General features: G+C 62.1%; 19 protein-coding genes. 10 read left to right on the plus strand and 9 right to left on the minus strand.

The window, feature by feature from the left end; genetic code table 11:
- The 8 genes from atpG to HX811_RS27600 all read left to right on the plus strand — a co-directional run bounded on the left by atpG (position 1) and on the right by HX811_RS27600 (position 8,966).
- Positions 1-861, plus strand: a complete 861-nt coding sequence (atpG, locus tag HX811_RS27565) for a F0F1 ATP synthase subunit gamma (protein ID WP_003213547.1) — start codon at positions 1-3, stop codon at positions 859-861.
- Positions 862-888: 27 nt separating this feature from the next.
- Positions 889-2,268, plus strand: a complete 1,380-nt coding sequence (gene atpD, locus HX811_RS27570) for a F0F1 ATP synthase subunit beta (protein ID WP_003213545.1) — start codon at positions 889-891, stop codon at positions 2,266-2,268.
- Between the two features lie 44 nt (positions 2,269-2,312).
- Positions 2,313-2,738, plus strand: a complete 426-nt coding sequence (locus tag HX811_RS27575; RefSeq protein ID WP_177048266.1) for a F0F1 ATP synthase subunit epsilon — start codon at positions 2,313-2,315, stop codon at positions 2,736-2,738.
- A gap of 115 nt (positions 2,739-2,853) precedes the next feature.
- On the plus strand, positions 2,854-4,221 hold the full coding sequence (gene glmU / locus HX811_RS27580) for a bifunctional UDP-N-acetylglucosamine diphosphorylase/glucosamine-1-phosphate N-acetyltransferase GlmU (RefSeq protein ID WP_102370203.1): 1,368 nt from the start codon (positions 2,854-2,856) through the stop codon (positions 4,219-4,221).
- A 228-nt stretch (positions 4,222-4,449) separates the two neighbouring features.
- The gene (locus HX811_RS27585; RefSeq protein WP_003213539.1) at positions 4,450-5,217 is read left to right on the plus strand and encodes a DeoR/GlpR family DNA-binding transcription regulator; all 768 of its coding nucleotides are present in this window, start codon (positions 4,450-4,452) and stop codon (positions 5,215-5,217) included.
- A 10-nt stretch (positions 5,218-5,227) separates the two neighbouring features.
- Positions 5,228-7,060, plus strand: a complete 1,833-nt coding sequence (gene glmS / locus HX811_RS27590; protein WP_008439539.1) for a glutamine--fructose-6-phosphate transaminase (isomerizing) — start codon at positions 5,228-5,230, stop codon at positions 7,058-7,060.
- Positions 7,061-7,221: 161 nt separating this feature from the next.
- On the plus strand, positions 7,222-7,803 hold the full coding sequence (locus HX811_RS27595) for a LemA family protein (RefSeq protein ID WP_003213535.1): 582 nt from the start codon (positions 7,222-7,224) through the stop codon (positions 7,801-7,803).
- Positions 7,800-8,966 (plus strand): hypothetical protein, encoded by a 1,167-nt coding sequence (locus HX811_RS27600; protein WP_177048268.1) that lies wholly within the window; start codon positions 7,800-7,802, stop codon positions 8,964-8,966. Before HX811_RS27595 ends, HX811_RS27600 begins: the two co-directional genes overlap by 4 nt.
- Here HX811_RS27600 and pbpC read toward each other — a convergent pair whose 3' ends face one another.
- From pbpC to HX811_RS27615, 3 genes are all read right to left on the minus strand, one after another.
- Positions 8,967-11,264: a penicillin-binding protein 1C gene (gene pbpC / locus HX811_RS27605; protein ID WP_177048270.1), complete on the minus strand. Its 2,298-nt coding sequence runs from the start codon at positions 11,262-11,264 to the stop codon at positions 8,967-8,969. It lies immediately after the preceding gene.
- Entirely contained in the window at positions 11,245-17,088 is a 5,844-nt protein-coding gene (locus HX811_RS27610; RefSeq protein ID WP_177048272.1) for an alpha-2-macroglobulin, read from the minus strand. The genes pbpC and HX811_RS27610 overlap by 20 nt, the downstream gene beginning before the upstream one ends.
- Before the next feature lie 79 nt (positions 17,089-17,167).
- Entirely contained in the window at positions 17,168-17,797 is a 630-nt protein-coding gene (locus HX811_RS27615; RefSeq protein ID WP_177009026.1) for a LysE family translocator, read from the minus strand.
- Between the two features lie 145 nt (positions 17,798-17,942).
- On the opposite strand from HX811_RS27615, the gene HX811_RS27620 reads away from it, so the two are divergent.
- Positions 17,943-18,416: an Lrp/AsnC family transcriptional regulator gene (locus tag HX811_RS27620; RefSeq protein WP_032899927.1), complete on the plus strand. Its 474-nt coding sequence runs from the start codon at positions 17,943-17,945 to the stop codon at positions 18,414-18,416.
- Between the two features lie 300 nt (positions 18,417-18,716).
- Here the strand turns inward: HX811_RS27620 and HX811_RS27625 are convergent, their stop codons facing one another.
- Genes HX811_RS27625 through HX811_RS27650 form a run of 6 tightly spaced genes read right to left on the minus strand, consistent with a single transcriptional unit; the run spans position 18,717 to position 24,404 of the window.
- On the minus strand, positions 18,717-19,649 hold the full coding sequence (locus HX811_RS27625) for a phosphatidate cytidylyltransferase (protein ID WP_063033761.1): 933 nt from the start codon (positions 19,647-19,649) through the stop codon (positions 18,717-18,719).
- 1 nt (position 19,650) lies between these two features.
- Positions 19,651-20,271 carry a 1-acyl-sn-glycerol-3-phosphate acyltransferase gene (locus HX811_RS27630; RefSeq protein ID WP_003213522.1) on the minus strand — a complete coding sequence of 207 codons (621 nt, stop codon included), beginning with the start codon at positions 20,269-20,271 and terminating at the stop codon, positions 19,651-19,653.
- Between the two features lie 9 nt (positions 20,272-20,280).
- Positions 20,281-20,724 (minus strand): hypothetical protein, encoded by a 444-nt coding sequence (locus tag HX811_RS27635; RefSeq protein ID WP_003213520.1) that lies wholly within the window; start codon positions 20,722-20,724, stop codon positions 20,281-20,283.
- The gene (locus HX811_RS27640) at positions 20,714-22,012 is read right to left on the minus strand and encodes a phosphatase PAP2/dual specificity phosphatase family protein (RefSeq protein ID WP_177048274.1); all 1,299 of its coding nucleotides are present in this window, start codon (positions 22,010-22,012) and stop codon (positions 20,714-20,716) included. Before HX811_RS27640 ends, HX811_RS27635 begins: the two co-directional genes overlap by 11 nt.
- A 3-nt stretch (positions 22,013-22,015) precedes the next feature.
- The gene (locus HX811_RS27645; protein WP_177048277.1) at positions 22,016-23,770 is read right to left on the minus strand and encodes a bifunctional alpha/beta hydrolase/class I SAM-dependent methyltransferase; all 1,755 of its coding nucleotides are present in this window, start codon (positions 23,768-23,770) and stop codon (positions 22,016-22,018) included.
- 10 nt (positions 23,771-23,780) lie between these two features.
- Positions 23,781-24,404: a CDP-alcohol phosphatidyltransferase family protein gene (locus HX811_RS27650; protein ID WP_003213515.1), complete on the minus strand. Its 624-nt coding sequence runs from the start codon at positions 24,402-24,404 to the stop codon at positions 23,781-23,783.
- 184 nt (positions 24,405-24,588) lie between these two features.
- Between HX811_RS27650 and hflK the strand changes: the two genes are divergently transcribed.
- Entirely contained in the window at positions 24,589-26,520 is a 1,932-nt protein-coding gene (hflK, locus tag HX811_RS27655) for a protease modulator HflK (RefSeq protein WP_177048279.1), read from the plus strand.
- Positions 26,521-26,526: the final 6 nt, after the last annotated feature.

Raw genomic sequence — 26,526 nt, forward strand, 5'->3', positions numbered from 1 at the left:
ATGGCAGGCGCAAAAGAGATTCGCAGTAAGATTGCGAGCATCAAAAGCACGCAAAAGATCACCAGCGCCATGGAAAAAGTGGCGGTCAGCAAAATGCGCAAGGCACAAATGCGCATGGCTGCTAGCCGTCCCTACGCGGAGCGTATCCGCCAGGTTATTGGTCATCTGGCCAACGCCAACCCGGAATATCGCCACCCGTTCATGATCGATCGCGAAGTAAAGCGCGTCGGTTATGTCGTGGTGAGCAGTGACCGTGGTTTGTGCGGTGGTTTGAATACCAACCTGTTCAAGGCCCTGGTCAAGGACATGGCGGTAAACCGCGAAAAAGGCGTCGAGATCGATCTGTGTGTGGTCGGTAGCAAGGGTGCGGCCTTTTTCCGCAACTTCGGCGGTAACGTCGTTGCAGCTATCAGCCACCTGGGTGAAGAACCGTCGATCAATGATTTGATCGGCAGCGTCAAGGTGATGCTGGATGCATACCTGGAAGGCCGGATTGACCGCCTCTCCGTGGTATCCAACAAGTTCATCAACACCATGACGCAACAGCCTACCGTGGAGCAGTTGATTCCATTGGTGGCCGCCCCGGAACAAGAACTCAAGCACCACTGGGACTACCTCTACGAACCAGACGCCAAAGAGCTGCTTGACGGCTTGATGGTGCGCTACGTGGAGTCGCAGGTGTACCAGGCGGTGGTCGAGAACAACGCGGCTGAACAAGCTGCGCGGATGATCGCGATGAAGAACGCTACCGACAACGCCGGTGATTTGATCAGCGATTTGCAGCTGATCTACAACAAGGCGCGTCAGGCTGCGATCACCCAAGAGATCTCGGAAATCGTCGGCGGCGCTGCCGCGGTTTAACGGTTCAAATATTCAGAGGATCCAGCTATGAGTAGCGGACGTATCGTTCAAATCATCGGCGCCGTTATCGACGTGGAATTCCCACGCGACAGCGTACCGAGCATCTACAACGCTTTGAAAGTCAAAAGCGATGCAGGCACCACCCTGGAAGTTCAGCAGCAGCTGGGCGACGGTGTGGTTCGTACCATTGCAATGGGTTCCACCGAAGGCTTGAAGCGCGGTCTGGAAGTCACTGACTCTGGCGCAGCCATCTCCGTACCGGTCGGTAAAGCGACCCTGGGCCGGATCATGGACGTCCTCGGTAACCCGATCGACGAAGCCGGTCCAATCGACACCGAAGAGCGCTGGGGCATTCACCGTCCTGCGCCTTCCTTCGCGGAACAAGCGGGCGGCAACGACCTGCTGGAAACCGGCATCAAGGTTATCGACCTGGTTTGCCCGTTCGCCAAGGGCGGTAAAGTCGGTCTGTTCGGTGGTGCCGGTGTAGGCAAAACCGTAAACATGATGGAACTGATCCGTAACATCGCCATCGAGCACAGCGGTTATTCCGTGTTCGCCGGTGTGGGTGAGCGTACTCGTGAGGGTAACGACTTCTACCACGAGATGAAGGATTCCAACGTTCTGGACAAAGTGGCACTGGTTTACGGTCAGATGAACGAGCCGCCGGGTAACCGTCTGCGCGTAGCACTGACCGGCCTGACCATGGCCGAGAAGTTCCGTGACGAAGGTAACGACGTTCTGCTGTTCGTCGACAACATCTACCGTTACACCCTGGCCGGTACTGAAGTATCCGCACTGCTGGGCCGTATGCCTTCCGCAGTAGGTTACCAGCCGACCCTGGCCGAAGAGATGGGTACTCTGCAAGAGCGTATCACTTCGACCAAAAACGGTTCGATCACCTCGATCCAAGCGGTATACGTACCTGCGGATGACTTGACTGACCCGTCGCCAGCGACCACGTTCGCCCACTTGGACGCCACCGTTGTACTGTCCCGTGACATCGCCTCCCTGGGTATCTACCCAGCGGTCGATCCACTGGACTCGACTTCGCGCCAGCTGGACCCGAACGTCATCGGCCAGGAACACTACGACACCGCTCGCGGCGTCCAGTACGTTCTGCAGCGTTACAAAGAACTGAAGGACATCATTGCGATCCTGGGTATGGACGAGCTGTCGGAAACCGACAAGCAGTTGGTATCCCGCGCTCGTAAGATCCAGCGCTTCTTGTCGCAGCCGTTCTTCGTGGCTGAAGTCTTCACCGGTGCCTCGGGTAAATACGTTTCCCTGAAAGACACCATTGCTGGCTTCAAAGGCATCCTCAACGGTGACTACGACCACCTGCCAGAACAAGCGTTCTACATGGTCGGCGGCATCGAAGAAGCGATCGAGAAAGCCAAGAAACTGTAATTCCGGCGCCCGGTAACGGGCGCTAATCAGGTTGAGGCAAGCAGATGGCTATGACATTCCATTGCGATATCGTCAGCGCGGAAGGGGAAATCTTCTCCGGCCAGGTAGAGATGGTGATTGCGCACGGCGAGCTGGGTGACCTTGGTATTGCCATGGGTCACGCACCGTTGATTACCAGCTTGAAGCCAGGTCCGATCACTCTGACCAAGCTAGGCGGGGAAAAGGAGGTGTTTTACATCTCTGGTGGTTTCCTCGAGGTTCAGCCGAAGATGGTCAAGGTACTTGCCGATACCGTGCAACGTGCTGCCGACCTGGATGAAGCCTCCGCTCAGGAAGCCGTCAAGGCTGCCGAGAAGGCCCTGAACGAAAAAGGCGCAGATTTCGACTACGGTTCTGCTGCTGCACGTCTGGCCGAGGCCGCAGCTCAGCTGCGCACCGTCCAGCAGATCCGCAAGAAGTTTGGCGGCTAAGCCGTCAAGCCTCATGCGTGATTGATTAAAAAGGGTAGCCTCGGCTACCCTTTTTCTTTTTTTGCAAAACACTTCTTTGGTCTGAAGTCTGACCGCCCAGGATTGGTAGCCATTCATGTCTCTCGAAATCGTAATTCTTGCCGCAGGCCAGGGCACCCGTATGCGTTCGGCCCTGCCCAAGGTGCTGCACCCGGTTGCCGGCAACTCCATGCTTGGCCATGTTATCCACAGCGCCCGGCAGCTGGATCCACAGCGCATTCATGTGGTGATCGGCCACGGTGCCGATGTGGTGCGTGAGCGGCTGGCGGCGGATGACCTGAATTTCGTATTGCAGGACAAGCAATTGGGTACCGGCCATGCCACCGCGCAGGCCGTGCCGTTCATCAAGGCCGACACCGTGCTGATCCTCTACGGTGACGTGCCGCTGATCGAAGTGGAAACCTTGCAGCGCCTGCTCAAGCACGTGGTGCCAGGCCAGATGGGCTTGCTCACTGTCGAGTTGGACGACCCGACCGGCTACGGTCGCATCGTGCGCAACGCTGACGGCAAGGTCGCCGCCATCGTCGAGCATAAAGACGCCAGCGAAGCCCAGCGCGCCATCACTGAAGGCAACACCGGCATCCTCGCGGTGCCGGCTGATCGCCTGGCCGACTGGATGAGCCGCTTGTCCAACAACAACGCCCAGGGCGAGTACTACCTGACCGACGTCATCGAGATGGCCGTCAGCGATGGCCTGGTGGTAGCCACCGAACAGCCCCACGACCCGATGGAAGTGCAGGGCGCCAACGACCGCAAGCAACTGGCGGAGCTGGAGCGTCACTACCAACTGCGTGAAGGCCGCCGCCTGATGGCGCTGGGCGTGACGCTGCGTGATCCGGCACGTTTCGATGTGCGGGGTGACGTCACCGTTGGCCGCGACGTGCTGATCGATATCAACGTGATCCTCGAAGGCCGCGTGGTCATTGAAGACGACGTGGTGATCGGGCCGAACTGCGTGATCAAGGACAGCACCCTGCGCAAGGGTGTGGTGATCAAGGCCAACAGCCATATCGACGGTGCGGTGATGGGCGAGGGCAGTGATGCCGGTCCGTTCGCGCGTTTGCGTCCGGGCAGCGTGCTGGGCGCTCGCGCCCATGTGGGTAACTTTGTAGAACTGAAAAACGCCCGGATGGGCGACGACGCCAAGGCCGGCCATCTGGCCTACCTCGGTGATGCAGTGATCGGTGCCCGCAGCAATATCGGCGCAGGCGCCATCACCTGCAATTACGACGGCGCCAACAAGTACCAGACGACCATTGGCGAAGACGTATTCATCGGGTCCAACAACTCGCTGATCGCCCCCGTCACTATCGGTGATGGTTCAAACACCGCCGCAGGTTCCACCATCAACCAGGATGTGGATAAGTCCCAGTTGGCCGTCGCCCGCGCCCGCCAGCGCAACATCGACGGCTGGAAACGCCCGGTCAAAATCAAAAAGACCTGAGTTATCCACAACCCTGAAACACTGCGGTACTTATGTGGGAGCGGGCTTGCTCGCGAAGGCGGTCTTTCGGTTGATACATGCGCCGACTGACACACCGCCTTCGCGAGCAAGCCCGCTCCCACATTTTTATCTGTGTTGATTCAAAAAACTCAGTCGCATGCTTGACCATTTTGAATGAATAGGTTTTGATTGCCTTCGTTATCTTTCGAAACGAAACTTATCATCACCATGTCGAAACGAAATACACCCCAACGTCGCCACAACATCCTTGCCATGCTCACCGAGCAAGGTGAAGTCAGCGTGGACGAATTGGCCAAGCGTTTCGAAACCTCGGAAGTCACCATCCGCAAGGACCTGGCGGCCCTCGAAAGTAACGGTCTGTTGCTGCGTCGCTACGGTGGCGCCATCACCATGCCTCAGGAACTGGTCGGTGATCCGGCACAGCCCATTTCGGCCTACAAGCGCGCCATCGCCCGTGCGGCCGTCCGGCGTTTGCGGGAACACGCGCGCATCATCATCGACAGCGGCAGCACCACCGCCGCCATGATCCCCGAACTGGGGCACCAGCCCGGCCTGGTGGTGATGACCAACTCCCTGCACGTGGCCAGCGCCTTGAGCGACCTGGAACACGAGCCGGTATTGTTGATGACCGGCGGCACCTGGGACCCGCATTCGGACTCGTTCCAGGGCCAGGTCGCCGAACAGGTACTGCGTTCCTACGATTTCGACCAGCTCTTTATTGGTGCCGATGGCATCGACCTGGAGCGCGGCACCACCACCTTCAACGAATTACTGGGGCTGAGCCGCGTCATGGCCGAAGTCGCCCGTGAAGTGGTGGTGATGGTCGAGTCCGACAAGATTGGCCGCAAGATCCCCAACCTGGAACTGCCCTGGAGCAGCGTCCATACCCTTATTACCGATGATCGCCTGCCACTTGAGGCCCGCGACCAGATTCAAGCCCGCGGCATCACGCTGATTTGCGCGGCAGTCATCTAGGAGAGAAACCATGTGTGGAATTGTTGGCGCAGTCGCTGAACGAAACGTCACTGCCATTTTGCTCGAAGGCCTCAAACGCCTGGAATACCGTGGCTACGACAGCGCCGGTGTGGCGCTCTTTACCAACGCCGGCAAGCTTGAGCGCATGCGTCGCCCGGGCAAGGTCAGCGAACTCGAACAAGCGTTGGCCGGTGAGCCGCTGGTAGGCCGCCTGGGTATCGCCCACACCCGTTGGGCCACCCACGGCGCGCCGTGCGAACGCAATGCTCACCCGCACTTCTCCGGTGACCTGGCGGTTGTGCACAACGGCATCATCGAAAATCACGAAGTGCTGCGTGAACAACTCAAGGGCCAGGGTTATGTCTTCACCTCGGACACCGACACCGAAGTCATCGCCCACCTGCTGAACCACAAGCTCAAGGACATCGGCGACCTGACCAATGCCCTCAAGGCCACCGTCAAGGAACTGCATGGCGCCTATGGCCTGGCCGTGATCAGCGCCAGCCAGCCTGACCGCCTGGTTGCCGCCCGCAGCGGCAGCCCATTGGTGATCGGCCTGGGCCTGGGCGAGAACTTCCTCGCCTCCGACCAACTGGCCCTGCGTCAGGTGACTGACCGCTTCATGTACCTGGAAGAAGGCGACATCGCCGAGATCCGCCGTGAAAGCGTGTCCATCTGGGACGTCAACGGCCAGTCCGTGGAACGTGAAGCCGTGCAGTACCGCGACGGCGCCGAAGCCGCCGACAAGGGCGAGTTCCGCCACTTCATGCTCAAGGAAATCCACGAGCAACCGGCCGTGGTGCAACGCACCCTGGAAGGTCGCCTGAGCCAGAACCAGGTATTGGTGCAAGCCTTCGGCCCGCAAGCTGCCGAGCTGTTCGCCAAAGTGCGCAACGTGCAAATCGTCGCCTGCGGCACCAGCTACCACGCCGGTATGGTCGCCCGTTACTGGCTGGAAGAACTGGCCGGCATCCCGTGCCAGGTCGAAGTCGCCAGCGAATTCCGCTACCGCAAGGTGGTGGTGCAGCCCGACACTCTGTTCGTGACCATCTCCCAGTCCGGCGAAACCGCCGACACCCTGGCCGCCCTGCGCAACGCCAAGGAACTGGGCTTCCTCGGCAGCCTGGCGATCTGCAACGTCGGCATCAGCTCCCTGGTGCGCGAGTCCGACCTGACCCTGCTGACCCAGGCCGGTCGTGAAATCGGCGTGGCATCCACCAAGGCCTTCACCACCCAGTTGGTCGGCCTGTTGTTGCTGACCCTGTCCCTGGGCCAGGTTCGCGGCACGCTGGGCGAAGGCGTCGAGGCACACCTGGTCGAAGAACTGCGCCGCCTGCCGGCCCGCCTGGGTGAAGCCCTGGCCATGGACAGCACCGTGGAGAAAGTCGCTGAGCTGTTCGCCGACAAACACCACACCCTGTTCCTCGGCCGTGGTGCGCAATACCCGGTGGCAATGGAAGGTTCGCTCAAGCTCAAGGAAATCTCCTACATCCACGCCGAAGCCTACCCGGCCGGTGAGCTCAAGCACGGTCCGCTGGCCCTGGTGGATGACGACATGCCAGTCGTTACCGTCGCGCCGAACAACGAACTGCTGGAGAAGCTCAAGTCCAACCTGCAGGAAGTGCGCGCCCGTGGCGGCCAACTGATCGTGTTCGCGGACGAGAAGGCCGGCATGACCAATGGCGAAGGCACCCACGTCATCAACATGCCGCACATCCACGACACCCTGTCGCCGATCCTCTACACCATCCCGCTGCAGCTGCTGTCGTATTACGTCGCTGTGCTGAAGGGCACCGACGTTGACCAGCCGCGTAACCTGGCGAAGTCGGTGACGGTGGAATAAGCCGCACCCGAACCACCAAAACCCCCGTTCTTCGGGGGTTTTGCTTTTTCAGGCTACCGGATATCGGGTCTTGGCGTTTCTGTGGACTAATTCCGGGAGTATTCCCCTGCTTTACCCCTAGAATGCGCCCTGTGGATAACTAGCCAGGGAATGCCGCCGCCATGAACATCGAACTGCTGATCGCCGGTATCGTCGTGCTGATTATTGTCGTCGGCCTGGTCGGCTGGCTGGTGGGGGTCTACAACGGCCTGGTGATGCGCCGCAACGATGTGGATAAAGCCTTCGCCAACATCGACGTGCTGCTCAAGCAGCGGGCAGACCAGATTCCCGACCTGATGCGCGTGGTGCAAACCGCCATGAACCATGAGAACGCGCTGTTCACCCGCCTCAGCGACGCCCGCACCGCGTACCTCAACGCCAGCAGCCTCACCGATAAGGTCGATGCCTCAAACCAGCTCAATACGGCGCTCAAGTCGGTGATTGCAGTGGCCGAGAATTATCCGACGCTGATCTCCGGCCCCAACATGGTCGAGTTGCAGCAGGCGATCTCGGCGGTGGAGGAACGCATCGCCGACCGTCGCGAGTTCTTCAATGAGTCGGTCAACCTCTACAACATCGCCATCGCGATTTTTCCTGATCTGTTCTTCGCCAAGATGCTCGGCTATCAGCGCATTCCGCTGCTGGCCATCAGCGCCGAAGAAACCCGCTACGACGGCGTGAAGCTTGAGGTGCCGGGGGCATGAAAACCACCCAGGCAGGCGTTGTCATAAAAAAACCAGCGTGGAAAACCCTGGTGGCACTGGCCTTTCTCGCCGGCTTTATTGGCCTGATGGTCTACGCCCCGACGATCCTGGTGGCGCTGTTTTTTCCTGTGTGCATCCTGATCGGGCTGCTGGCCAGCTTCGGCCCCAATTTCTATCGCACCGAACAGCGCCTGGCCACCAGCCAGATACGCTCATTGGCCATGGGGCTGGTGGAGGTGAACGGCAAGGTGATCGTCGACACGCCGCTGATCTCCCCGGTCCACGGCAAGCCTTGCGCTGGTTACGTGTGGGTCATCGAAGAAGGCACCAAAGACAAGGATGGCGATTGGAGCTGGAGCCAGGTCTCGGCCGAGGCTCGCTGCAATGACTTCCGCCTGCAGGACGCCACCGGTGAAGTGACAGTGATTGCCGAGGGTATCGACCTGTTCGGCAAGAAGCGCCCTGACGACCATGAATGGATCAGCAGCTCCCGCCGCCAGGGCGAACTGCTCCTCACCCAGGATATGCAGGTGATGCTGATTGGCGACGCCTGCGAGCGTGCGGGCAAGACGGTGATTGCCCAGGGCCGGCAACCTGACGCGGTGTTCGGCCTGGCCGAGACCAAGGAGGTGGAAAACCGCCGTGTGCTGGCGCCGCTGTGGCGCGCCGGTGGTTTCTACGCGGTGGTGGTGGGTTTGATCGGCGTCGGCATCATGGCCATGACGCCGGAACATTTTGCCCAACTGCATCTGCCGGGTCCCGCCACCTACCAGCAAATGGCAGAGCTGAATCCCGCCTATCGGTTTCTGGCCTGGTTGTACCGTGACAACGGCTTCGTGATTCCTTTCATGGCCGCGTTTGGCTTCTTGCTGACGATGTTTGTGGTGCTGCTCGCGCTGCGGCTCTTGCTGCCCACGGGCATGCGCCTGGCGGTAGGCCGCGTGCTGGGCGCCTGGATGGGCCTGGGCATGGTGATTGGCGGCGTGGTGACCTTGCTGCTCGTGGTGGCCCAGGTGGACACCATGAAGGTGTTCCTGGTGTGGATGATGATTCTGCTGGGCACCCTGGTGTTTTCGATCTTTGAGCAACGCAAGCTTGGGGTGGCGTACAAGCATTTCGCAAAAGATGCCGGCACTGCCGGTTTAGGCGACGAAGACGCCTGATCAGGGTACAAACTCAACCTTCAAGCCTCGGCTGGCGCTGCGGCCCTGATCGTCAGTCACCCGCAACCGGTACTCCCCCGACTTACCCGGCCGCCAGTTCAGCGTGGTTTGCGGCGGGCCCTGGCCGATCAGGGTCTGGTCGGCGAACCAATACAGCGTCAGTGCATCACTGGCCGCATTGGCGTTCAGCGGGATGCTTTCCTGGGGCTGGGACAGGCGCAGGTGGTAGCTGACCTGGGTCAGCGGCGAGCGAATCTGCGGCGCTTCGCTTTGATCGCCGACACGGTTGGGTTGGCAGCTTTTCTGCACATTGGGCGGCGTACGCCGGGGCAGTCCGGCGGCGCGGAACAGCCGCTGCACATCGCTGGGCCAGAACTCGAAGACTTCTTCACGGGTGTACTGCGGGTCGAACGGCGGGCACGCGGCCTTGCCGGTGCGGGTGTCGATCAGCACCGGGCGGTGCAGGTTGGACACCCGAATCGGTGACACGCCGGGGATGTACCAGGTCTTGCGGGTACGTGGGCACCAACGGTTGGGCAAGTCACCAGAGGCCGCGCAGACGTCGATGCGGATCAGCCCGGCGGGCGGCTTGTCGGGTTTGATCACCACATTGGGCAAGGCCAGCGGCAGGGCGTCGGCAATACGGAAGAACAACGGTGCCGCAGTTTTCGCACCGATAAACTCAGGATTCGGACGCCCATCGAAGTTGCCCACCCACACCACCAGCACGTACGGGCCTACGAGGCCGGCGCTCCATGCATCATGAAAACCCCAGGACGTGCCGGTCTTCCAGGCCGTACGCCAGTGGCGCCCCGGCAGCCCGTCCGGGCGCGGGTTGCGCCGCAGCATGTCGCGCACCATAAACGCGGCCTGCGGCGTGAGTAGCTGGGCGCCAGTGGTTTGCGGCTGTTCCTGCAAATAGCGCAGCGGCCGCAAATGCCCGTCACCAGCCAGCATCACATACAGCCGCGCCAGCTCCTCGGGCGTCATCTCGCCGCCGCCCAAGGCCAGCGCCAAGCCGTAATGGCTTTCGCCGCGCAGGCCCTTGATCCCGGCCCGTTGCAGCAATCCGTAAAGTGACGGCGAGCGGGTTTGGCTGGCCAGCCAGACAGCCGGAATATTGCGGCTGCGAATCAGCGCGTCACGGGCTGTCACCGGCCCGACAAAACTGCCGTCGAAATTTTCCGGCTGGAAGTAGCCGAAGTTACTCGGCATGTCCTTGAGGATGCTCATGGGGTGGATCACCCCTTGGTCCAGCGCCAGCCCATACAGGAATGGCTTGAGGGTGGAGCCCGGCGAGCGCCGCGACAACACGCCGTTGACCTGGCCGTGGATGCTTGTGGATAAGTAGTCTGCCGAGCCCACCAGGGCTTTTACGCTCTGGTCGCGGCTGTCGATCAGGATCGCCGTGGCGTTTTCCACACCGCTGCTGCGGCGCTCGGCGATGAAGCCGGTGATCAGCCGTTCCAGCAATTGTTGCAGCGCCAGGTTGAGGGTGCTGTTCAACTCATTGCCGGTTTGCGAGGCCAGCAACTGTTCGCTCAGGTGCGGCGCGAGAAACGGGATCTGCTGGCGGTTGCGGGCTTCCAGCGGCAGGTCCAGCAAACTGTCGTTACGCGGGTCCTGTGGATAAGTTTCCCGCCAGTCGGCCATCAGCCGTTGCCGGGCGGTTTGCAGGGAAGGCCCAAAGCGCGCCCGACGACCCGGTTGCTGGGGAATCACGGCCAGCGCGAGGGCTTCAGACAAGGACAACTGCGCCGCTGACTTGCCAAAATAGATCCGGCTGGCCGCTTCGGCACCTTCGATATTGCCGCCCATGGGCGCCAGGTTGAGGTAGGCCTCAAGGATGTCGTGCTTGCTGTAACGCGCCTCCAGCCACAGTGCCAGGGCCATCTGCTGCAGCTTGCCGGGCACTTGGCGAGTATTGAGATCCCACAAGCGCCTGGCCAGTTGCATGCTCAGGGTCGAACCGCCCTGACGCTGGCCGCCGCTATAGGTGGCCATGGCCGCCCGCAATAACGCCGGGGGATTGACCCCGGGGTGCCAGTAGAAATTGCGGTCTTCCTTGAGCAGCAACGCCTCCACCAGTGACGGAGAAATCCGTTCCAGGGGTAGCCACAGGCGATATTGCCCGTCAGCCGCCAGGGTCATGCGCAGCAGCGAACCGTCATCGGCCAGCACCACCCGTGAGGAGGTGGCTGCCTGTTCCAGCGGCGCGTGGGGCCACAACCGTAGCCCCGCCAGAATCAACGCCGCTGCCAGCAGCGGCGTCAGGCTTTTAAGGCTTGGTAATTTCAAGCTGGCCTACTTTGCCGCGTCCTTGCAGGGTGGTTTCGTACATGCCCTCGGCGTAGGCCGGTGGCGTATTGAAGGTACCGGCGTTGGTGGCGCGCACGCGGTACACGAAGGTGCCTACATCCCGCAGCGCGGTGCCGTACAACACCACTCGGTCATCACGCACGTCGACGTAGTCCGGCTGCCAGTTGCTCAAGTCGGTCTCGCCAATCGGCGCCTGCCAGGCGTCGGCTTCTTCGGTGTCTTCGCCGGTTTCAACGTACTCCGAATCGTCGCCTTCGCTTTCCTCGGTGCTGGCCGCTTCCGGCTCCGGCGGCAAGTTATACACAGGCTCGACGCCGCCCGGCAGCAGGTCGACCACCGCCACTTGTTGCACCTGATCACGGTCGGTGGCGCGCAAGCGCAGGCGCACCAGGAACTCATCGCCTACCGCGACCTTGCTGACTGGATTGCCTTTGAGGTCGAGGTATTCGTGGATGATTTCCAGGCCGCTGTTGATCGGCTTGAGGTTGGCGCCCTTGTCATAGCCCGCTTCGCTCAGCATGTAGAACGCCGCCGGGCCGTCGGATTTTTCCATCTGCAGTTTTTGCGTACCGGCAGGCACCGCCGCACGTGGCGGCTGGCCGGCCATCTGCAACAACTGTTGCTGCTTGTCGCTGAGCCATGCGGTGGCCTTGAGGGTCATGTCGCTTCGGGCGCGCTGGCCGTAATTGTCCAGGGCCCGCAGCAACAGTGCCGCCGACAGCGAGTTGTAGCGTTGCTCGTTGAGACGCTTGCCGAGTTTATCCAGCAGGCTTGTCGGCACATCGTCGAGCATTTCCGGGAAGTGCCGTGCGAGCAAATGCAGGTGCTCGGCGTCGTGCACCAGCGGGTCGTAATACAGGCCGTCGCTGTTCCATTTATCCGACAGGGAAAGCCACGGCACCTTGCGGAACAAGGTATCGGCCTGACGATCCTGCTTGAGCAGCTTGTAGCTGGCAGCCAGGTACGCCGCGCCAATGTCGTTCTGCCAGGTGTCCTTGAAGTAGCTTTCGTAGCGCTCGCGGATATCGCTCAAGGCGCCGCTCACCAGAATCCCCTGACGGCTCAGGAGGTAACTGGCGTAGGCGCGGTTGCGCAATTCCGACAGGCCTTCGCTCGGGCCGTTGGCCAGGTCGGTGAGGTACGCGTTGGAACGTTGCAGCAGGTCTTCCGGCACCGGCAGCCCGCGCTCCCTGGCTTCGATCAGGAAGTCGGTGGCGTACAGGCTGGCATATGGCGCCACATCCGGGTTGGCCGCCCACAAGCCGAAACCGCCGGCCTGGTTCTGCCGTTGACGCAGCATGCGCACCGCACCGCTGAAGGCTTGCTCGGCCTCCGGCGCGTTACCACCCCAGATCAACGCCGGCATGGCCTTGGACACCAATTGCTCGGTGCAGGCGTAGCCATAGTCATCCAGGTAATGCTTGAGGCCGTTGGCCCATACCAGCGGCGAAGCGGCGACGCCCAACTGCACATCGCGCAACTGGCTGAACAGCTCGCGGGTCGGTTTCAGCTCTTTGCTGGCGCTGTCGAAACGGCCCAGGCTCAGGGCCACCCGATGCTCGCTCAAGGGTCGGATCGACGTGGTTTCCGCCACCTGGATACGCTTGCCATCCGGCAGCACCGCGACGAAGCGCAAGTCGGCCGAGCCTAGGGTTTCCCCAACCTTGATCTTGAACTCGGCAACACCTTCCTTGCGCGGTTGCAGGGCCAGGGTACTGGCCTTGTCGCCTTGCACCTGCAGGCCATCGCTGGTCTGCACTTCAAACTTCACGTCCGCCGCCGCGTCCAGGTTGCTGAACACCCCGGCGCTGACGCTGAACACATCCCCCGGTGCGACAAAGGCCGGCACGTTCGGCGTGATCACCAGCGGCCCGCGCACTTCGGTGTTGGCCTCGCTGACGCCCACGCTGTCGCTGTCCACGGCCACCGCAAACAGGTGCAGCTTGCCATTGAAGCTGTCCGGAACCTGGTAGTGCAGCACGGTTTCACCGGCCGGCAAGTCCACCAGGCCAGACCACCAGGCCACAGGCGGCTGATGTTTACGCTTGAACGGGTTGAGGTGGTTGGCCAGGGCGCCTTCCGTATCGCCACCCGGCGCTGCCCCACTGAGCAGGCGGCTGAATTCCGGCAGGATCAGGTCAAGGATCTGACTGGTGCCGACCTCCAGTGCACGCTTCTGGAAGAAGAAGCCCAACGGGTCCGGCGTCTGGTAGCGCGCCACTTGCAGGATGCCTTCGTCCACCGCGTAGACCACTGCGCGGCCAGGGCGGTCGGCGTTGACCTTGATATCCAGGGTCTGCCCCGGCTCGATCTTCGCCGGGCCTTCGACTTTCAGCGCCATGCGCCGCGCGTCGAGGTTGATGCTGAACGGCACCACGCCGTAGGACAGCGGGCTCATGTAGACCTCGGACGAACCAATGTCCCGTACGAACTGCACGTTGACGTAGGCATTGCCCTCAAGCCCCGCAGGAACGCGGATGTGTTGCACGCTGTTGGTGCTGTCGGCCTTGAACCACTGCTGGGTGTAGACCTTGTCCCGCTCGATGGTGATCAACCCGGCGCCGGTGTACGGCGCGCGAATGCTGATGGCGATCTCATCACCGGTGGCGTAGCTGCGTTTATCCAGGCGCAGTTGCAGTTCGGCGTTGCGCTCCAGGGAGCGCGAGGTGTTGCCCCGGCCGGCGACGCTGTAGTCGATCTGGTTCAGCAGGTTGCCGTTGGCGTCCTTGAGTTGCAGGGTGAAATCGCCCGGGGTGCCGGTGTTCAGGGTTTGCTTGGCGCCGTCCTTGGTCATCACCAGCGGCGAGGCCGGCTGGCTGATGTTCTTGATGCGCGACTCGTATTTGTAGGTGCCGTTGGATTGCTTCACCAGCACCGAGACGTAGCGGTGCTCGACCACTTCACTGGTCAGGCCGTCGACTGCGACTGGCGTGAGGTCTGGCGCCACGGCCAGCCATTGCACTTCACGCGGAGCGTCCTTGGCGACGAAAGACAGCGAATCCTTGCTCTTCACACCCACCAGGTACGGCGCCGCCGACACCAGCAATGCGCTTTGTGCGGCGACGTTGCGACCGCCTTCGGCTTCGTACACCTGGGTCATCACTTGCAGGCGGTAGGTGCTGTTGGCGAAGCGTTGCAGGTTCAGGTCCAGCACCGCCTGGCCATTGTCGTCGACGGTGGTTTCGGCCAGGTCTTCGGAGCTGGCTTCTTCCAGCGAGTCATTCAGGCGGAAGCGGTAATCCGGGTAGCGATCAAAGGCCGCGAGCGTGGGGCTCAGGGACATTTTTGCCGTGACGCGACGACCCGCCGCCGGAGCGCCGAACAAGTGCATCGCGGTGACCTTGGCCACCACCTGGTCCGGCGGGATCCAGCCCAGCACCGGTGTATCGTGCAGGCTCAGGCTGACTTTCATCCGGTCCGGTTCAAAGTCGCGGACCTTGAAGCTGACGCTGCCCAGGTCGGTACGACGCTGCTTCTCACCGATCAGTTGCAGGGTCGCGGTGTAATCGCCGGATGGCGCTACTTCGCTGCTTGGGAAATCGAAGGTTTCAAAACCGCTGGCCGACAGTTTCAACGGCTGGCGAATCACCTCAAGGCCACGGGGGTCGGTGATCTGCAACTCAACCGGCAGGCCTTGCAGGGCGCCTTTCCAGTCGCCGCTGCGCACGATCATGCCCAGGTGCGCGGTCTCGCCGGGCCGGTACAGGCCGCGATCGGTAAACAGGTAGGCGCTGAGGCGATTGATCGCACCGTCCTCTTCCAGGCCGCCTACATCAAAGCGTGACAAATCCAGCTGTTGCGACTGACGGGCAATCGGCAGGAAGGATTGGTCATTGCCGCGACTGACCACATACATCAACGGCGTTTTCTCACGGCGCAGTTCATCCAGCTTGGCGAAGTGCGTGTGACCTTCGGCGTCGGTATGGCCGCTGGCGACCGGCAAACCGTTGCGGCCGATGATATCGACCTGGGCGTCGGACACCGGCGAGCCGTTGCCGATGGACTGCACGTACACATCGTGGCTGCCATCGCTGGAGCGCTTGGCGATGATGCCCAAGTCGGTGACCACGATGAAACGCAGGTCGCTGGTGGTGTTGCGCGAGTAGTCGAAGGTGCGATCGGCCGGGTCGTCCTGCGGGCTCAGCTTGAGCACAAAAATGCCCCGGCGGCCGCCGTTGGCCGTGAGGTAGTTGCTCAGGTCGACGTTGTCGTAGACGGTTTTCGACGGGTCGCCAGCCGACAGCGGAATGTCCAGGCTCTGACGCTCCACCATCCGGTCGAAGTAGTCATTGGCAAAATTCGGTCGGGCAAAGCTGCCGCTGCTCTGGTCCACCAGGTGTTGCAACTGGTTGGGCAGCAGGCGCGCGATTTCCACATGGGCGCCGGGTACGCCACGGGCCATGAAGCCCAGGCGTTTTTCGCCGGTGAGGCTGAGCAGGGCGCCGTCGGACAGGAACTGCAGCGTGCGTGGATAAGCCGGCATGCTCACGAGAGAGGCTGTCGGATTTTTCGCCAGGTAGCCGCCGATGGCTTCCAGGTTGGCCGGCACCCGCACATACAGGGCGCGGCCCGGCGGGGCCTTGAACTTGAAGGCGTGCAGGGTGTTCAGCGGTTCGACGCTCGGCACGTGGGTCAGCTTGACCTTGGTGCTGCTGGCCAACAGCTTGTCGTCGATGTCTTGCAGGTTCCAGGGGCGGGTATCGTCCTCGGCTTTTTCCGGCAGCATCCAGGCCTGGACCTTGTTGGCGATGGTCTCGTCGGCCACGGCGCTGGAACTGCTGAACATCAACACCGGCTCGGGTTCGCCGCGCTCGTTGTCGACAAAGCTGACTTCGGCGCCGGTAAAGGTCAGGCGATAGCGGCCGGGCACGGTGACTTCGGCCACCAGCGGCGCCGAGCTGGAATTGCCGCCATCACGGGCCTTGAGGCCTTCATCGAGCTTGGCGCTGACCGGGGTGCTTTCCAGTGGGGTGGCCAGGGCGGCAGAGCGCACAAAGGCGTTGAGCTTGTGTTCGTCGAAGGTGATTTCCGGGCGATTGGGCAGTTGCGCATCGCGGTAGGCCAAGCCTTTGCCGAGGGTGACCGAGGCACGTTTGCGTACGCTGTCTTCGTCTACCGGGTGGGAAAAGTGGAAGGTCGCTACCAGCTGTTTCTGCGTCGGGTTGCTCGGGTCCTGGTACAGCTCGTTTTGCGTCAAGGTGGCGCGGAACGGCTGGGTGGAGAATTGGCTGGTGTATTGGCTGAGCAGTACGCCGTCGGCCAACAGGGTTTTCTTGGCCAGGTCGATGGTGTAGTGGGCGTCGACGGGCCAGTCTTTTTCCGGGGTGAACACCAGGCTGCGGTCATCCGCCCAGCGCCAGGCGCCGGCGATGGCAGGCTTGAGGGTGATGCCTTCGGTGACCGGCTTGCCGATGGCCGCCAGTGGGGCCACGGATTCGGCGAAGCGTACCTGCAAGTTATCCACAACCGGTTGCGGCTGGGTGTAATCCGTCAGGTTGGGCTTGTGCAGCGAATAACCCACGGTGTGGGGCTGTGGCAGGTGGGAATACCAATGCCAGCCGTAAAAGCCCGCGGCCAGCACCAGTACCAGGGCCAGCGCGCCGCCCGCAGCCTGGCGCGGATAAGCCCGGGCCTTGTGGCCGACGTTGACCAGGCCGTTGCCTGTGGCTTGCAGCCAGCGCGGCGGCTGCCACTGGCCGAACAGGCTGCGCGCCAGCCATCGAACGGCGCTGAACAGGACACTCACCACTGAGATCAAGGCCCCGAAAAAACGGCGGCTGGTCGCTTTTAACGAATCAAACATGGTGAGCATCCCTGGCAATGTGTCGCGTATCTTACACGTCTCTTTGATACAAAAGATGACGGCAAATGCGCCGCAAAGCTCAGGCTTGCTGTACGAAGGTGAGGCGTATCGCAAAACCGATCAAAAGACTGCCAAACAGCCATTGCTGAAGGCGCTGGGCGGACGGGCTGCGCTCCAGCCAGCGGCCGATTCTTGCGCCGGCCAATCCATAGCAACTGTCGAATCCCAGGCCGACCGCCACCAGAATCGCCCCCAGCAGCGCAAACTGTGCCGTCACCGATGCGCCGTGTGGATCAATGAATTGCGGCAGCAGCACGGAGCAGAACAGCAGCGCCTTGGGGTTGAGCAGGTTGGTCAGCAAACCCCGCTGGAAGGCTTCGCGCCAGGCATGCGCCGGTGCCGTGCTGTGCTCGGCGTTCAGGTTGGGCAGCAGGTTTGAGCGCAGGCACTGCACGCCGATCCACAGCAGATACGCCGCACCGCCCAGGCGCACCACATCGAAGGTCCAGGGCGCGACCTTGAACAGGGTCGCCAGGCCCATCCCCGCCAGCGCCACGTGGCAGGCTCGCGCCAGGCCCAAGCCGCCTGCGGTTGCCAGTGCCATCGCCTTGCCCTGGCGGGCGCCGGTTTGCAGCAGCAGGATCATGTCCGGGCCGGGCAGCAGGTACACCACTGCCAACGCGACTAAAAACAACCAGAGTTCTGCCATGTGCCTGCCCCTTGCGGTAGGTGATTCGTAGGGCAATTTTAGGGGCGAAGGCCGGGGCAGGTGCTTGCGTAGTCAGATGGAAAAGCGTCTAGTCTTGGCACAATCTGCCACTTTTTTCGGGCGAAACATTTCACTTATGCCAAATCTGAAGCTGGACGCATTTGACCGCAAGATTCTTGAAGCCCTGCAACGGGATGGCCGGCTGAGCAACGTGCAACTGGCGGACGAGATTGGCCTCTCGGCCTCGCCCTGCTTGCGGCGTGTGCGGCTGCTGGAAGAGGCCGGGGTGATTCGTGGTTATCAGGCAAGCCTGGACCGGGATGAAGTCGGGTTGGGGCTGACGGTGTTTGTCGGGGTGAAAGTGGAGCGGCATAACGACGAACAGGCGGAGGCGTTTCGGTTGGCGGTGACGGCGCTGCCCCAGGTGATTTCGGCGTTTCTGGTGTCGGGGGAGTCGGATTTCCTGCTGCAAGTGGTGGTGCCGGACTTGCGCGGGTATGAGCGGTTCCTGACCGGGAGCTTGTTAAAGTTGCCGGGGGTGAGCGATATCCGCAGCAACTTCGCGATTCAGACGGTGAAGACGCCCGGGGCATTGCCGCTGAGTCACCTTCCCGGCTAGATCGTTCCCACGCTCCGCGTGGGAATAACGCCCTGGACGCTCCGCGTCCGCTTTAAAGTCGTGACGCGGAGCGTCACCGGATGCATTCCCACGCAGAGCGTGGGAACGATCAGATAATGACGCCGGGGGCACCTTCCCGGCTGGTGATTTCTTATTGTGGTAAGGACGCTTGTTGTGGCGAGGGAGCTTGCTCCCGCTGGGCTGCGTAGCGGCCCCAAAATCCTGGGAGCGCTGCGCACTCCAGCGGGAGCAAGCTCCCTCGCCACTGGGGTTGTGTGGATTTGGGGAGGGAGGTGGTCGTCAGGTCCACCAGTAGCGCACGAGATGAAAGAAGATCGGCGCGGCAAAACACACCGAATCCAGCCGATCCAGCATCCCGCCGTGCCCTTCGATCATGTGCCCCCAATCCTTCACGCCCCGGTCGCGCTTGATCGCCGACATCACGATCCCGCCGGCAAACCCCAGCAGGTTGATCAACAGCGCAATCAGGAACGACTGCCAGGGGTTGAACGGCGTGGTCCACCACAGCGCCGCGCCAATCAGCGACGACAGCAGAATCCCGCCGACAAACCCTTCCACGGTTTTAGACGGCGACAAGTTGGGCGCGATCTTGTGTTTGCCGAACAGCTTCCCGCACACGTACTGCAACACGTCCGACAGTTGCACCACGATCACCAGGTAGGCAATCAGCAGCAGGTTGCGGCCTTCGTAGCCGACGATATCCAGGGTCAGCAGCGCCGGCACGAAGGACACACAGAACACCGCGATCATCAGCCCCCATTGCACTTTCGATGCCCGTTCCAGGAAGTGCGTGCTGTCGCCGCCCAATGACGCGAGGATCGGCAGCAGCAGGAACACGTACACCGGGATAAAGATCGAAAACAGCCCGTACCAGTCGAAATAGATCAGCAGGTATTGCAGTGGCAAGGCCAGGTAAAACGCGGCCACCAGTGCCGGATAATCGCTGCGCCGGGTAGGTGTCAGCGTGAGGAATTCCCGCAGGGCATAGAACGACACGGCGTAAAACAGCAGGATCACCGCGCCGGTGCCGAGCCAGAACGCCACGCCGATCACCACCACCATCACCCACCACGCATTGATGCGGGCGTTGAGGTTGTCGATCACCGCGTTGGGTGTGCCACGGGTGCGCAGTTTGAGGATCAGGCCGATCAGCGAGGCGAGCACCAGGATCGCGCCGATCCCGCCGAACAACATCAGGGTTTGGCTATCCATCTCAGGAATGCTCCGGGGCAAGGGCGAGCAAGGCGTCGCGGGTGCGGGCGAGGAACAGTGCCTTGTCTTCGCCGTCCTCCAGTTGCAGCGGTGCGCCGAAGCTGGTGGTGCACAGTAAGGGCAGCGGCAGCACGCGGCCCTTGGGCATGACCCGGTTGAGGTTGGCGATCCACACCGGGATCAATTCGGCTTGTGGATAACTCTTGGCCAGGTGATACAGCCCGCTTTTGAACGGCAACAGGCCGTCTTCCAGGTTGCGCGTGCCCTCGGGAAAGATGATCAGCGAGTCGCCGTTTTCCAGGGCCTGAAGCATCGGCGCCAGAGGGTTATCCACAGGGTCCTTGCGCTCGCGGTCGATCAGCACGCCGTTGAACACCCGGTTGATGATGTAGCGGCGCAGGGCGCTGGTGTTCCAGTAGTCGCTGCCGGCCACCGGGCGGGTGAATTTACGCAGGTTCTGCGGCAACGAGGCCCACAGCAGCACGAAATCGCCGTGGCTGCTGTGGTTGGCGTAGTAGATGCGTTGCACCGGCACCGGCGCGCAGCCAAGCCACAGGCTGCGGGCGCCGGTGACGGTGCGGGCCATGGAGGTAATCAGGGTGGCGACCACGGGTTCGAACATGAGGATTCCTTATCCGGCGAAGGGCAGCCAAGGGCTGGCCAGGATGACGGCCACGGTCAGCAGCACTTGCGCCGCCAGCAGGTAGGCTTGCTTGCGCAACAGTTTCAAGGCGCCGCGACGGCGTTCGGTCCAGGGCCTGCCGGCGCGTTTGGCAGATTGCAGGCCAAGGGTTTGCATGGCTTGGTCGAAGTCGGGCGTGCGGTCGGTGTCGCGGGCGAGCAGGGCGAACAGGTCGGCGTCGAAGGCCACCCGCAGCGCCCAATATTTTTCCAGCAGCCCGAGCACAATCATCCACAGGCTGAGGATCAGGCAGACCGGCGTGATGCTGGCCATCAGCAGTTGAGCGAGGCCGAACAGTACGCCGAGCAAGGTCAGGCCTGTGGATAACTGATCCAGGGAACGGCCCCGCCGCAGCAGGCTGGCGACGACCTGTAATTCCATATCAGCGGGCATGGGCTAAAACCTCCAGGGCTTCACGGTGCGCGGAATGCAGGACCACACGTGGGCGTGCTGTACGAATAATAGCCACCGCCTCGTCGACATTGGCTGCGCGCCCGGTATGTAGCAGCCATGCAGCCACGGCGGTGGCGCTGCGTGAGTAACCGAGGGCGCAGCACACCAGCAAGGGTCCGGTTGAGCGTAGCCGCTCTATCGCTTGGGCGGCTTCCACGCATTGCGCTGCAGTGGGCGCCGTCAGGTCGAGCACTGGCAGGCTGTAGTAGGCGCGACCCTGTGGATTAATCGGCAATTCGGCGCACAGATCGACCACCGCCTTGAATGATCCCAGCTCACCGCTGGTGGGAATTCGCCCCAGCCAAACGTTATCCACAACCTGATCGGGCTGTGGATGTCTACGTGTCCACAGGCGGGAATTGATCCAGGCGGCCACCAGATAAGGCGCCAACAACCAGCGCGCCGCCGGAGTGAGTCGTCCGTCGGCGCGTTTCTGAAATCCCGAAACGCCCAGTACCAGGTAGTTCGCCTTCATCAAGCCAAGGGATACCGCCGGCCAAAGCAGCCACAACCAGCCGCCGCCAAGGGAAAACGCCAGGATCAAACACACCAGCGACCCGAAGCCATAGCGCAGCCCCAGGCGCCAACGCTGGCGGTCCCTGGTCAGCTGGGCATTCAGCAGCGGGCTCGGATGTTCCAGCGGCCACAGCCACACGCACAGCCAGCCGGCGAGGGCGCCTGTGGGTAAGTCAATAAAGTGATGTTGATAAGTGGTCAGCACCGAAAGGCCGATCAACGCGAACCAGCCATGCACCAGCCAGCGCCACAGGCCCCGGGTATGCCGCTGGTACATTATCCACAGCACCACCAGCAGCGCGATGTGCAATGACGGCGCCTGGTTGAACGGCTTGTCGAACCCGGCGAGTACCGCAAACAGCCAGCCAAACACGCCGTCCAGCGCCGGCCTTTCAAAGGTGAAGCGCAAGGGCCAGATCAGGAAGCAGGTGACGGCAATCACTTGGGCCGTCAGCAGGCGCAAGGCATGTTGTTTCAGTTCATGGCGGGTGCTTGGCAGTAGCAGGGAGAAACCGTAGAGCAGGTCGATCGACCAGTAGGGCACGATGGTCCAGGCCCAGAACGGGATATGGGTTTCCCAGCCGAACACCATCGTGCCCACGTCGCTGCGCTGGCTGGTGACCCACGTGGCAAAGCCGTAGGTGCTGAAAAACAGCGGCGCCAACAGCAGCAGCCACAGCACCGCCGGTTTTAACAGGCCCGGTTCACGCATGGGTCAGACTCGCTGTGCCAGGGACACGCTGAAAATCCCCCACTCATCCACACGCTGGGTGATCTTGCGGAAACCGGCGGCTGCCACCAGTTGATCCATTTCCGCCTGGCTGCGTCGGCGCATTACCCAGGCCTGGCCCTGGCGGTGGCTGGTGAGGGCGCGGGCGATCAGTTCCAGTTGCGGATGCCACGGTTGGCCGGTGTACACCAGATAACCACCGGGCTCCACGGCTTCGGCCAAGCCGGCGAGCGAGCCACCGACCATCGCGTTATCCGCGAACAGTTCATATAGCCCGGACACCACCGCCAGCGTCGGCTTGGGTTCCAGCGCCGCAAGGTCCGCCCGGTCAAACGCATCGCCTTTGACGAACTGGGCGATATCCCCAAGCCCTTTTTCACGAATCAGCGCGCCACCGTCGCGCACGTTGATATCGCTGTAGTCCCGCAGCAGGATCGATTCCGGCAACGGCGAAACGCCCTGCAAGGCTTCCAGAATGTACCGACCATGCCCGGCGGCGATGTCGACGATGCGCACTTCCCGCTGCTCGTCCCGCAGCTTGGCCATCGCCAGGCGCAGCAGCTCTTCCACGTTCAACTTGCGCTGACGAATACCGCGCCAGCCGATGGAGTTCAGGTAGTTGGTGTCGATCATCCGCCCCAGCCCGCCTTTGCCGGTGGGTTTGTTGCGGTACACGTAGTCCAGGGTGCTGCCGGAGTCGAAGCCGGTGTCGAAACCGAGCTTCACGCCATCCGACAGTTTGCTGCCCAGGCCCATGCTGGCGCGGGTCATGCGCCAGTACAGGTCGCGCAGGGAGTTGCGTGGTAACGGCGCGGCGAGGGATTCGGATTCGGCGCAGGTCAGGCCGATCTTGTCGGCGTCCAGCAAGTTGGCGCGGTCCAGCGGGTGTTCGAAGTTCTGCAGGATAAAGCGCCGGGCGCTGCTCAAGGCCACGGCACGATCACGTTCACCGAGGGTGTCGTGGAAGAAGCCGGGGAGGATGTGCAGCTCTTTCTTCAAGCTGCCGAGGCGGTCGAAAAACTGCTGCTGGGGTTTGCGGTGCACCACAAAGTCCGAGCCGGAGATCAGCAGTTGGGTAGGTACCTGAATTGCCTGGGCATCGGCTACAACCCTGTCGGCCGCTTCGTACAGGCCCAACAGTACATTCACCGAGATGGCTTTGGTGATCAGCGGATCACTGTCGTAGGACGCCACGCGCTCCGGGTCATGGCTCAGGAACTTGGCCTTGACGTAGCTGTTGACGAAAAAGTTGCCGCGAAACTTGCGCATCAACGCCAGGCCCGGCCGGGCGAAGGGCACGTAGAGCTTGACCTTGAATGCGGGGGAGGCGAGTACCAGCGAGCGAATCTTCGGCGCGTAGTCGTGCACCCAAGTGGCCGCGATCACCGCGCCGACGCTTTGGGCGATCACTGCGAGGTGTTCTTCCTCGATGTTGTAGGCGCTGCGGATATGGTCAACGAAAGTCTGCACGTCCCGCGCACTGGTGGCGAAGCTCGGGCTGTCGCCGCGCGCGCCGGGGGATTGGCCGTGGCCACGGGCGTCCCAGGCGAAGAAGTCGAACTCCGGCAGGTTCAGCTCGTCCACAAGGTGGGCGATACGACCGGAATGCTCGTGGCCGCGATGGAACAGCAAGATCGCCTTGCGCGGCGCAAAGCCCGCAGGGGCGGTGGCGGGCCAATGACGGTAGAAAAGCTCCACCCCGTCATGGGTGCTGAAGGTGTGCTCTTGCTGTTCACGCATCGCAAAATCCTTATGCAGAAGGGGAGGTGTTCGTTTCTTCTTTCAAGCCTTGGCGCACACGGTTGACCAGGGTGTAGGCCAGCAACGCCGCGACCAGCCACATCACCGCTTCGACCCAACCGGCACCCAGCCAACCCAGCGCCACGCCGGTGGCCAGCACCCCGAGCACAAACGCCCGATCGCTCTTGCCCATCGGGCCGTCGTAGCGCCGGGAAGCCCCGACCATCGGCCCGAGCACGCCGGCGTATTCGCTGAACACCGCCAGCAGCGTCACCAGCAACACCGGCGCCAGACTGACCTCGGGGATCAGCGCAAACGGCAGGATCAGTGCGCTGTCGGCGATCACGTCGCACAGTTCATTGAGGTAGGCGCCGAGTCGCGACTGCTGGCCGAATTCCCGGGCGAGCATGCCGTCGATGGCATTGAGGGCCATGCGCAGGATCATCCACAGCGGGATCAGCGCAAACAGCCACACATGTTGTGCGAAGCCGGCAATCAGCAATCCCACCAGCAGGGAAACCACCCCGGCCAGCACGGTGATCTGGTTGGCGGTGGTGCCGTTGTCGTAGAGGCGCTGCACCAGCGGGCGCAGCAGGTTCTGAAAACGCGGTTTAAGCTGATAGATCGAAATCATGGGGAGTGACGCTTCCTTGTCCGTAAGCCCGCGAAAAACTCTGGGGAGTGTGCCGATTTATCACCGCTGAAACCAGTGATGGCTCGTGTTTCTGGGGCTTTCGTCACTATCTGTGTGAAACCAAACAAAAATTTCACGCTTCGGGTTATAGAGTAACTAATTGTTTCTGGGTGGGCGTTTGGGGATGCGAGTGGATCTAGACGCTGATGACGTGGCCATCGAAGGGCTGCCGCGTTTTCAGCAGGGGTTGTTTCATGCCCGCCGGTTAAGGCAGGCCGGCATTGGCCTGACGGTGCTGGCGGTCGGCGGCTGGATGCTGGCGCTGTTTGTGGCGCTGTTCGCCCCGCTGTCGATCTGGCCGGTGGTGCTGATCAACTGCGCCTCGGCGTTGCTGGTGCTGGTGGCTGGCTTGCAATCGGCGTGGTGGGTCGCGGATTGGCGGGCCATGGCGCTGGAGGAGCCGGCTGCACGGCTGATCGAACCGCCGCTGCCACAAGAAGAGCCTGGCTGGCTTAACCGGCAGTTCGGTCGCGTCGGTAATGGCTTGCTGGTGCAGATAGGCGCGCCGGTGTTCTGGCTGTGCGGCTGGTCGTTGCTGGCATTCTTCAGCGTTCTGGAATTCTGGAGCCTGACCTTGCCCGCCGCGGCGCTGGGCCAGGCTGCCAGTGTGGGCGCCGCCATTGCCTTGGCACTGGCGTTCGGCTTGCTGGTGTTTGAACGGCGCATGGCCCAGGAAAGCACCGCCCAATGGCCGGAAGCGGTGCAACTGGCGCAACTTAGCCGGGTGGCGATTATCTGCCTGGTGATCAGTGCGATTTGTCTGCTGTTTGCCGGTGAAGAGTCCGTGTGGCCTCTGCGCCTGGCCGTGTTGATCGGCCTGTTGCCGGCCCTGGTGGCGCTGGAGTTTCTACTAAGAGGCCTGCTGTCGCTGTTCAGCCCGCGCCAGGGGCGGCTTGAACCGCGCCTGATGGCGCAAAGTTTTATCGCCGGGATGCTGCGCTGGCCGCCGCAACCGTTGCTCGCCTTGCAGCACGAACTGCACAACCGTTTCGGCATCGACCTGCGGCAGATCTGGGCCTTCACCTACATGCGCCGGGCATTCCTGCCGGTGTTGGTGGTGGTGCTGGCCGTAGGCTGGTTGCTGACCGGCGTGCATGAAGTCGCCCTGCAAAGCCGTGGGATCTATGAACGCTTTGGCAAGCCGGTGGAGGTCTTCGGGCCTGGCCTGCATGCCGGTTTGCCGTGGCCGCTGGGTCGCGTACTGAACGTGGAAAACGGCGTGGTCCATGAGCTGGCCACCAGCGTTGGCGAAGCGGCAAACACCGACGTCGCTCCGGCCGAGGGCCCGGCGCCGCTGATCGCCAACCGCCTGTGGGACGCCAGCCATGTGAATGACAAATCCCAGGTGATCGCCAGCAGCAGCGGCGACAAGCAGAGCTTCCAGATCGTCAATATGGACGTGCGCTTTGTGTACCGCATCGGCTTGACCGACCAGGCCGCACTCGCCGCCACCTATAACAGCGCCGATGTGCCCACGCTGATCCGCAGCACCGCCAGCCGCATCCTGGTGCACGAGTTTGCCTCGCGAACCCTCGATGAATTGCTGGGTGAAGAACGCAACAGCCTCGCCGATGAAATTGGCAAGGCAGTGCAAGCGGACCTGAAGAAACTCGACAGTGGCGTGGAAATTCTCGCCACCGTGGTGGAAGCCATTCACCCGCCCTCCGGTGCGGCGAATGCCTACCATGCGGTGCAAGCTGCGCAGATCGGCGCCCAGGCGCTGATTTCCCGAGAGCGCGGCGCTGCCAGTGAGCAGACCAACCAGGCGTTGCTGCAAGCCAGTACCGCCCGTGACCAGGCCCAGGCCACGGCCCATGAAGTCAGCGCCGGCGCCCAAGCGGCGGACCTGCGCTTCAGCGCTGAACAAAAGGCCTATCAACAAGCCGGCCAGGCGTTCGTGCTGGAGCAGTACCTGAGCCAACTGAGCCAGGGCCTGGCCCACGCCAAGTTACTCATTCTTGATCATCGCTTGGGCGCCAGTGGCGCACCGACCATCGATCTGCGTTCCTTTACCTTACCGGCCGACCCTGCGGTGCCGCGTAAAGCCGTTCAATAAGGAGTT

It is taken from the genome of Pseudomonas sp. F8002 (assembly GCF_013385495.1).
GTDB lineage: Bacteria > Pseudomonadota > Gammaproteobacteria > Pseudomonadales > Pseudomonadaceae > Aquipseudomonas.

Coding starts and splice junctions, on each gene's coding strand:
- atpG (WP_003213547.1), top strand. CDS start 1: ATGGCAGGCGCAAAAGAGATTCGCAGTAAGATTGCGAGCATCAAAAGC.
- atpD (WP_003213545.1), top strand. CDS start 889: ATGAGTAGCGGACGTATCGTTCAAATCATCGGCGCCGTTATCGACGTG.
- HX811_RS27575 (WP_177048266.1), top strand. CDS start 2,313: ATGGCTATGACATTCCATTGCGATATCGTCAGCGCGGAAGGGGAAATC.
- glmU (WP_102370203.1), top strand. CDS start 2,854: ATGTCTCTCGAAATCGTAATTCTTGCCGCAGGCCAGGGCACCCGTATG.
- HX811_RS27585 (WP_003213539.1), top strand. CDS start 4,450: ATGTCGAAACGAAATACACCCCAACGTCGCCACAACATCCTTGCCATG.
- glmS (WP_008439539.1), top strand. CDS start 5,228: ATGTGTGGAATTGTTGGCGCAGTCGCTGAACGAAACGTCACTGCCATT.
- HX811_RS27595 (WP_003213535.1), top strand. CDS start 7,222: ATGAACATCGAACTGCTGATCGCCGGTATCGTCGTGCTGATTATTGTC.
- HX811_RS27600 (WP_177048268.1), top strand. CDS start 7,800: ATGAAAACCACCCAGGCAGGCGTTGTCATAAAAAAACCAGCGTGGAAA.
- HX811_RS27610 (WP_177048272.1), bottom strand. CDS start 17,088: ATGTTTGATTCGTTAAAAGCGACCAGCCGCCGTTTTTTCGGGGCCTTG.
- HX811_RS27615 (WP_177009026.1), bottom strand. CDS start 17,797: ATGGCAGAACTCTGGTTGTTTTTAGTCGCGTTGGCAGTGGTGTACCTG.
- HX811_RS27625 (WP_063033761.1), bottom strand. CDS start 19,649: ATGGATAGCCAAACCCTGATGTTGTTCGGCGGGATCGGCGCGATCCTG.
- HX811_RS27630 (WP_003213522.1), bottom strand. CDS start 20,271: ATGTTCGAACCCGTGGTCGCCACCCTGATTACCTCCATGGCCCGCACC.
- HX811_RS27635 (WP_003213520.1), bottom strand. CDS start 20,724: ATGCCCGCTGATATGGAATTACAGGTCGTCGCCAGCCTGCTGCGGCGG.
- HX811_RS27640 (WP_177048274.1), bottom strand. CDS start 22,012: ATGCGTGAACCGGGCCTGTTAAAACCGGCGGTGCTGTGGCTGCTGCTG.
- HX811_RS27645 (WP_177048277.1), bottom strand. CDS start 23,770: ATGCGTGAACAGCAAGAGCACACCTTCAGCACCCATGACGGGGTGGAG.
- HX811_RS27650 (WP_003213515.1), bottom strand. CDS start 24,404: ATGATTTCGATCTATCAGCTTAAACCGCGTTTTCAGAACCTGCTGCGC.
- hflK (WP_177048279.1), top strand. CDS start 24,589: ATGCGAGTGGATCTAGACGCTGATGACGTGGCCATCGAAGGGCTGCCG.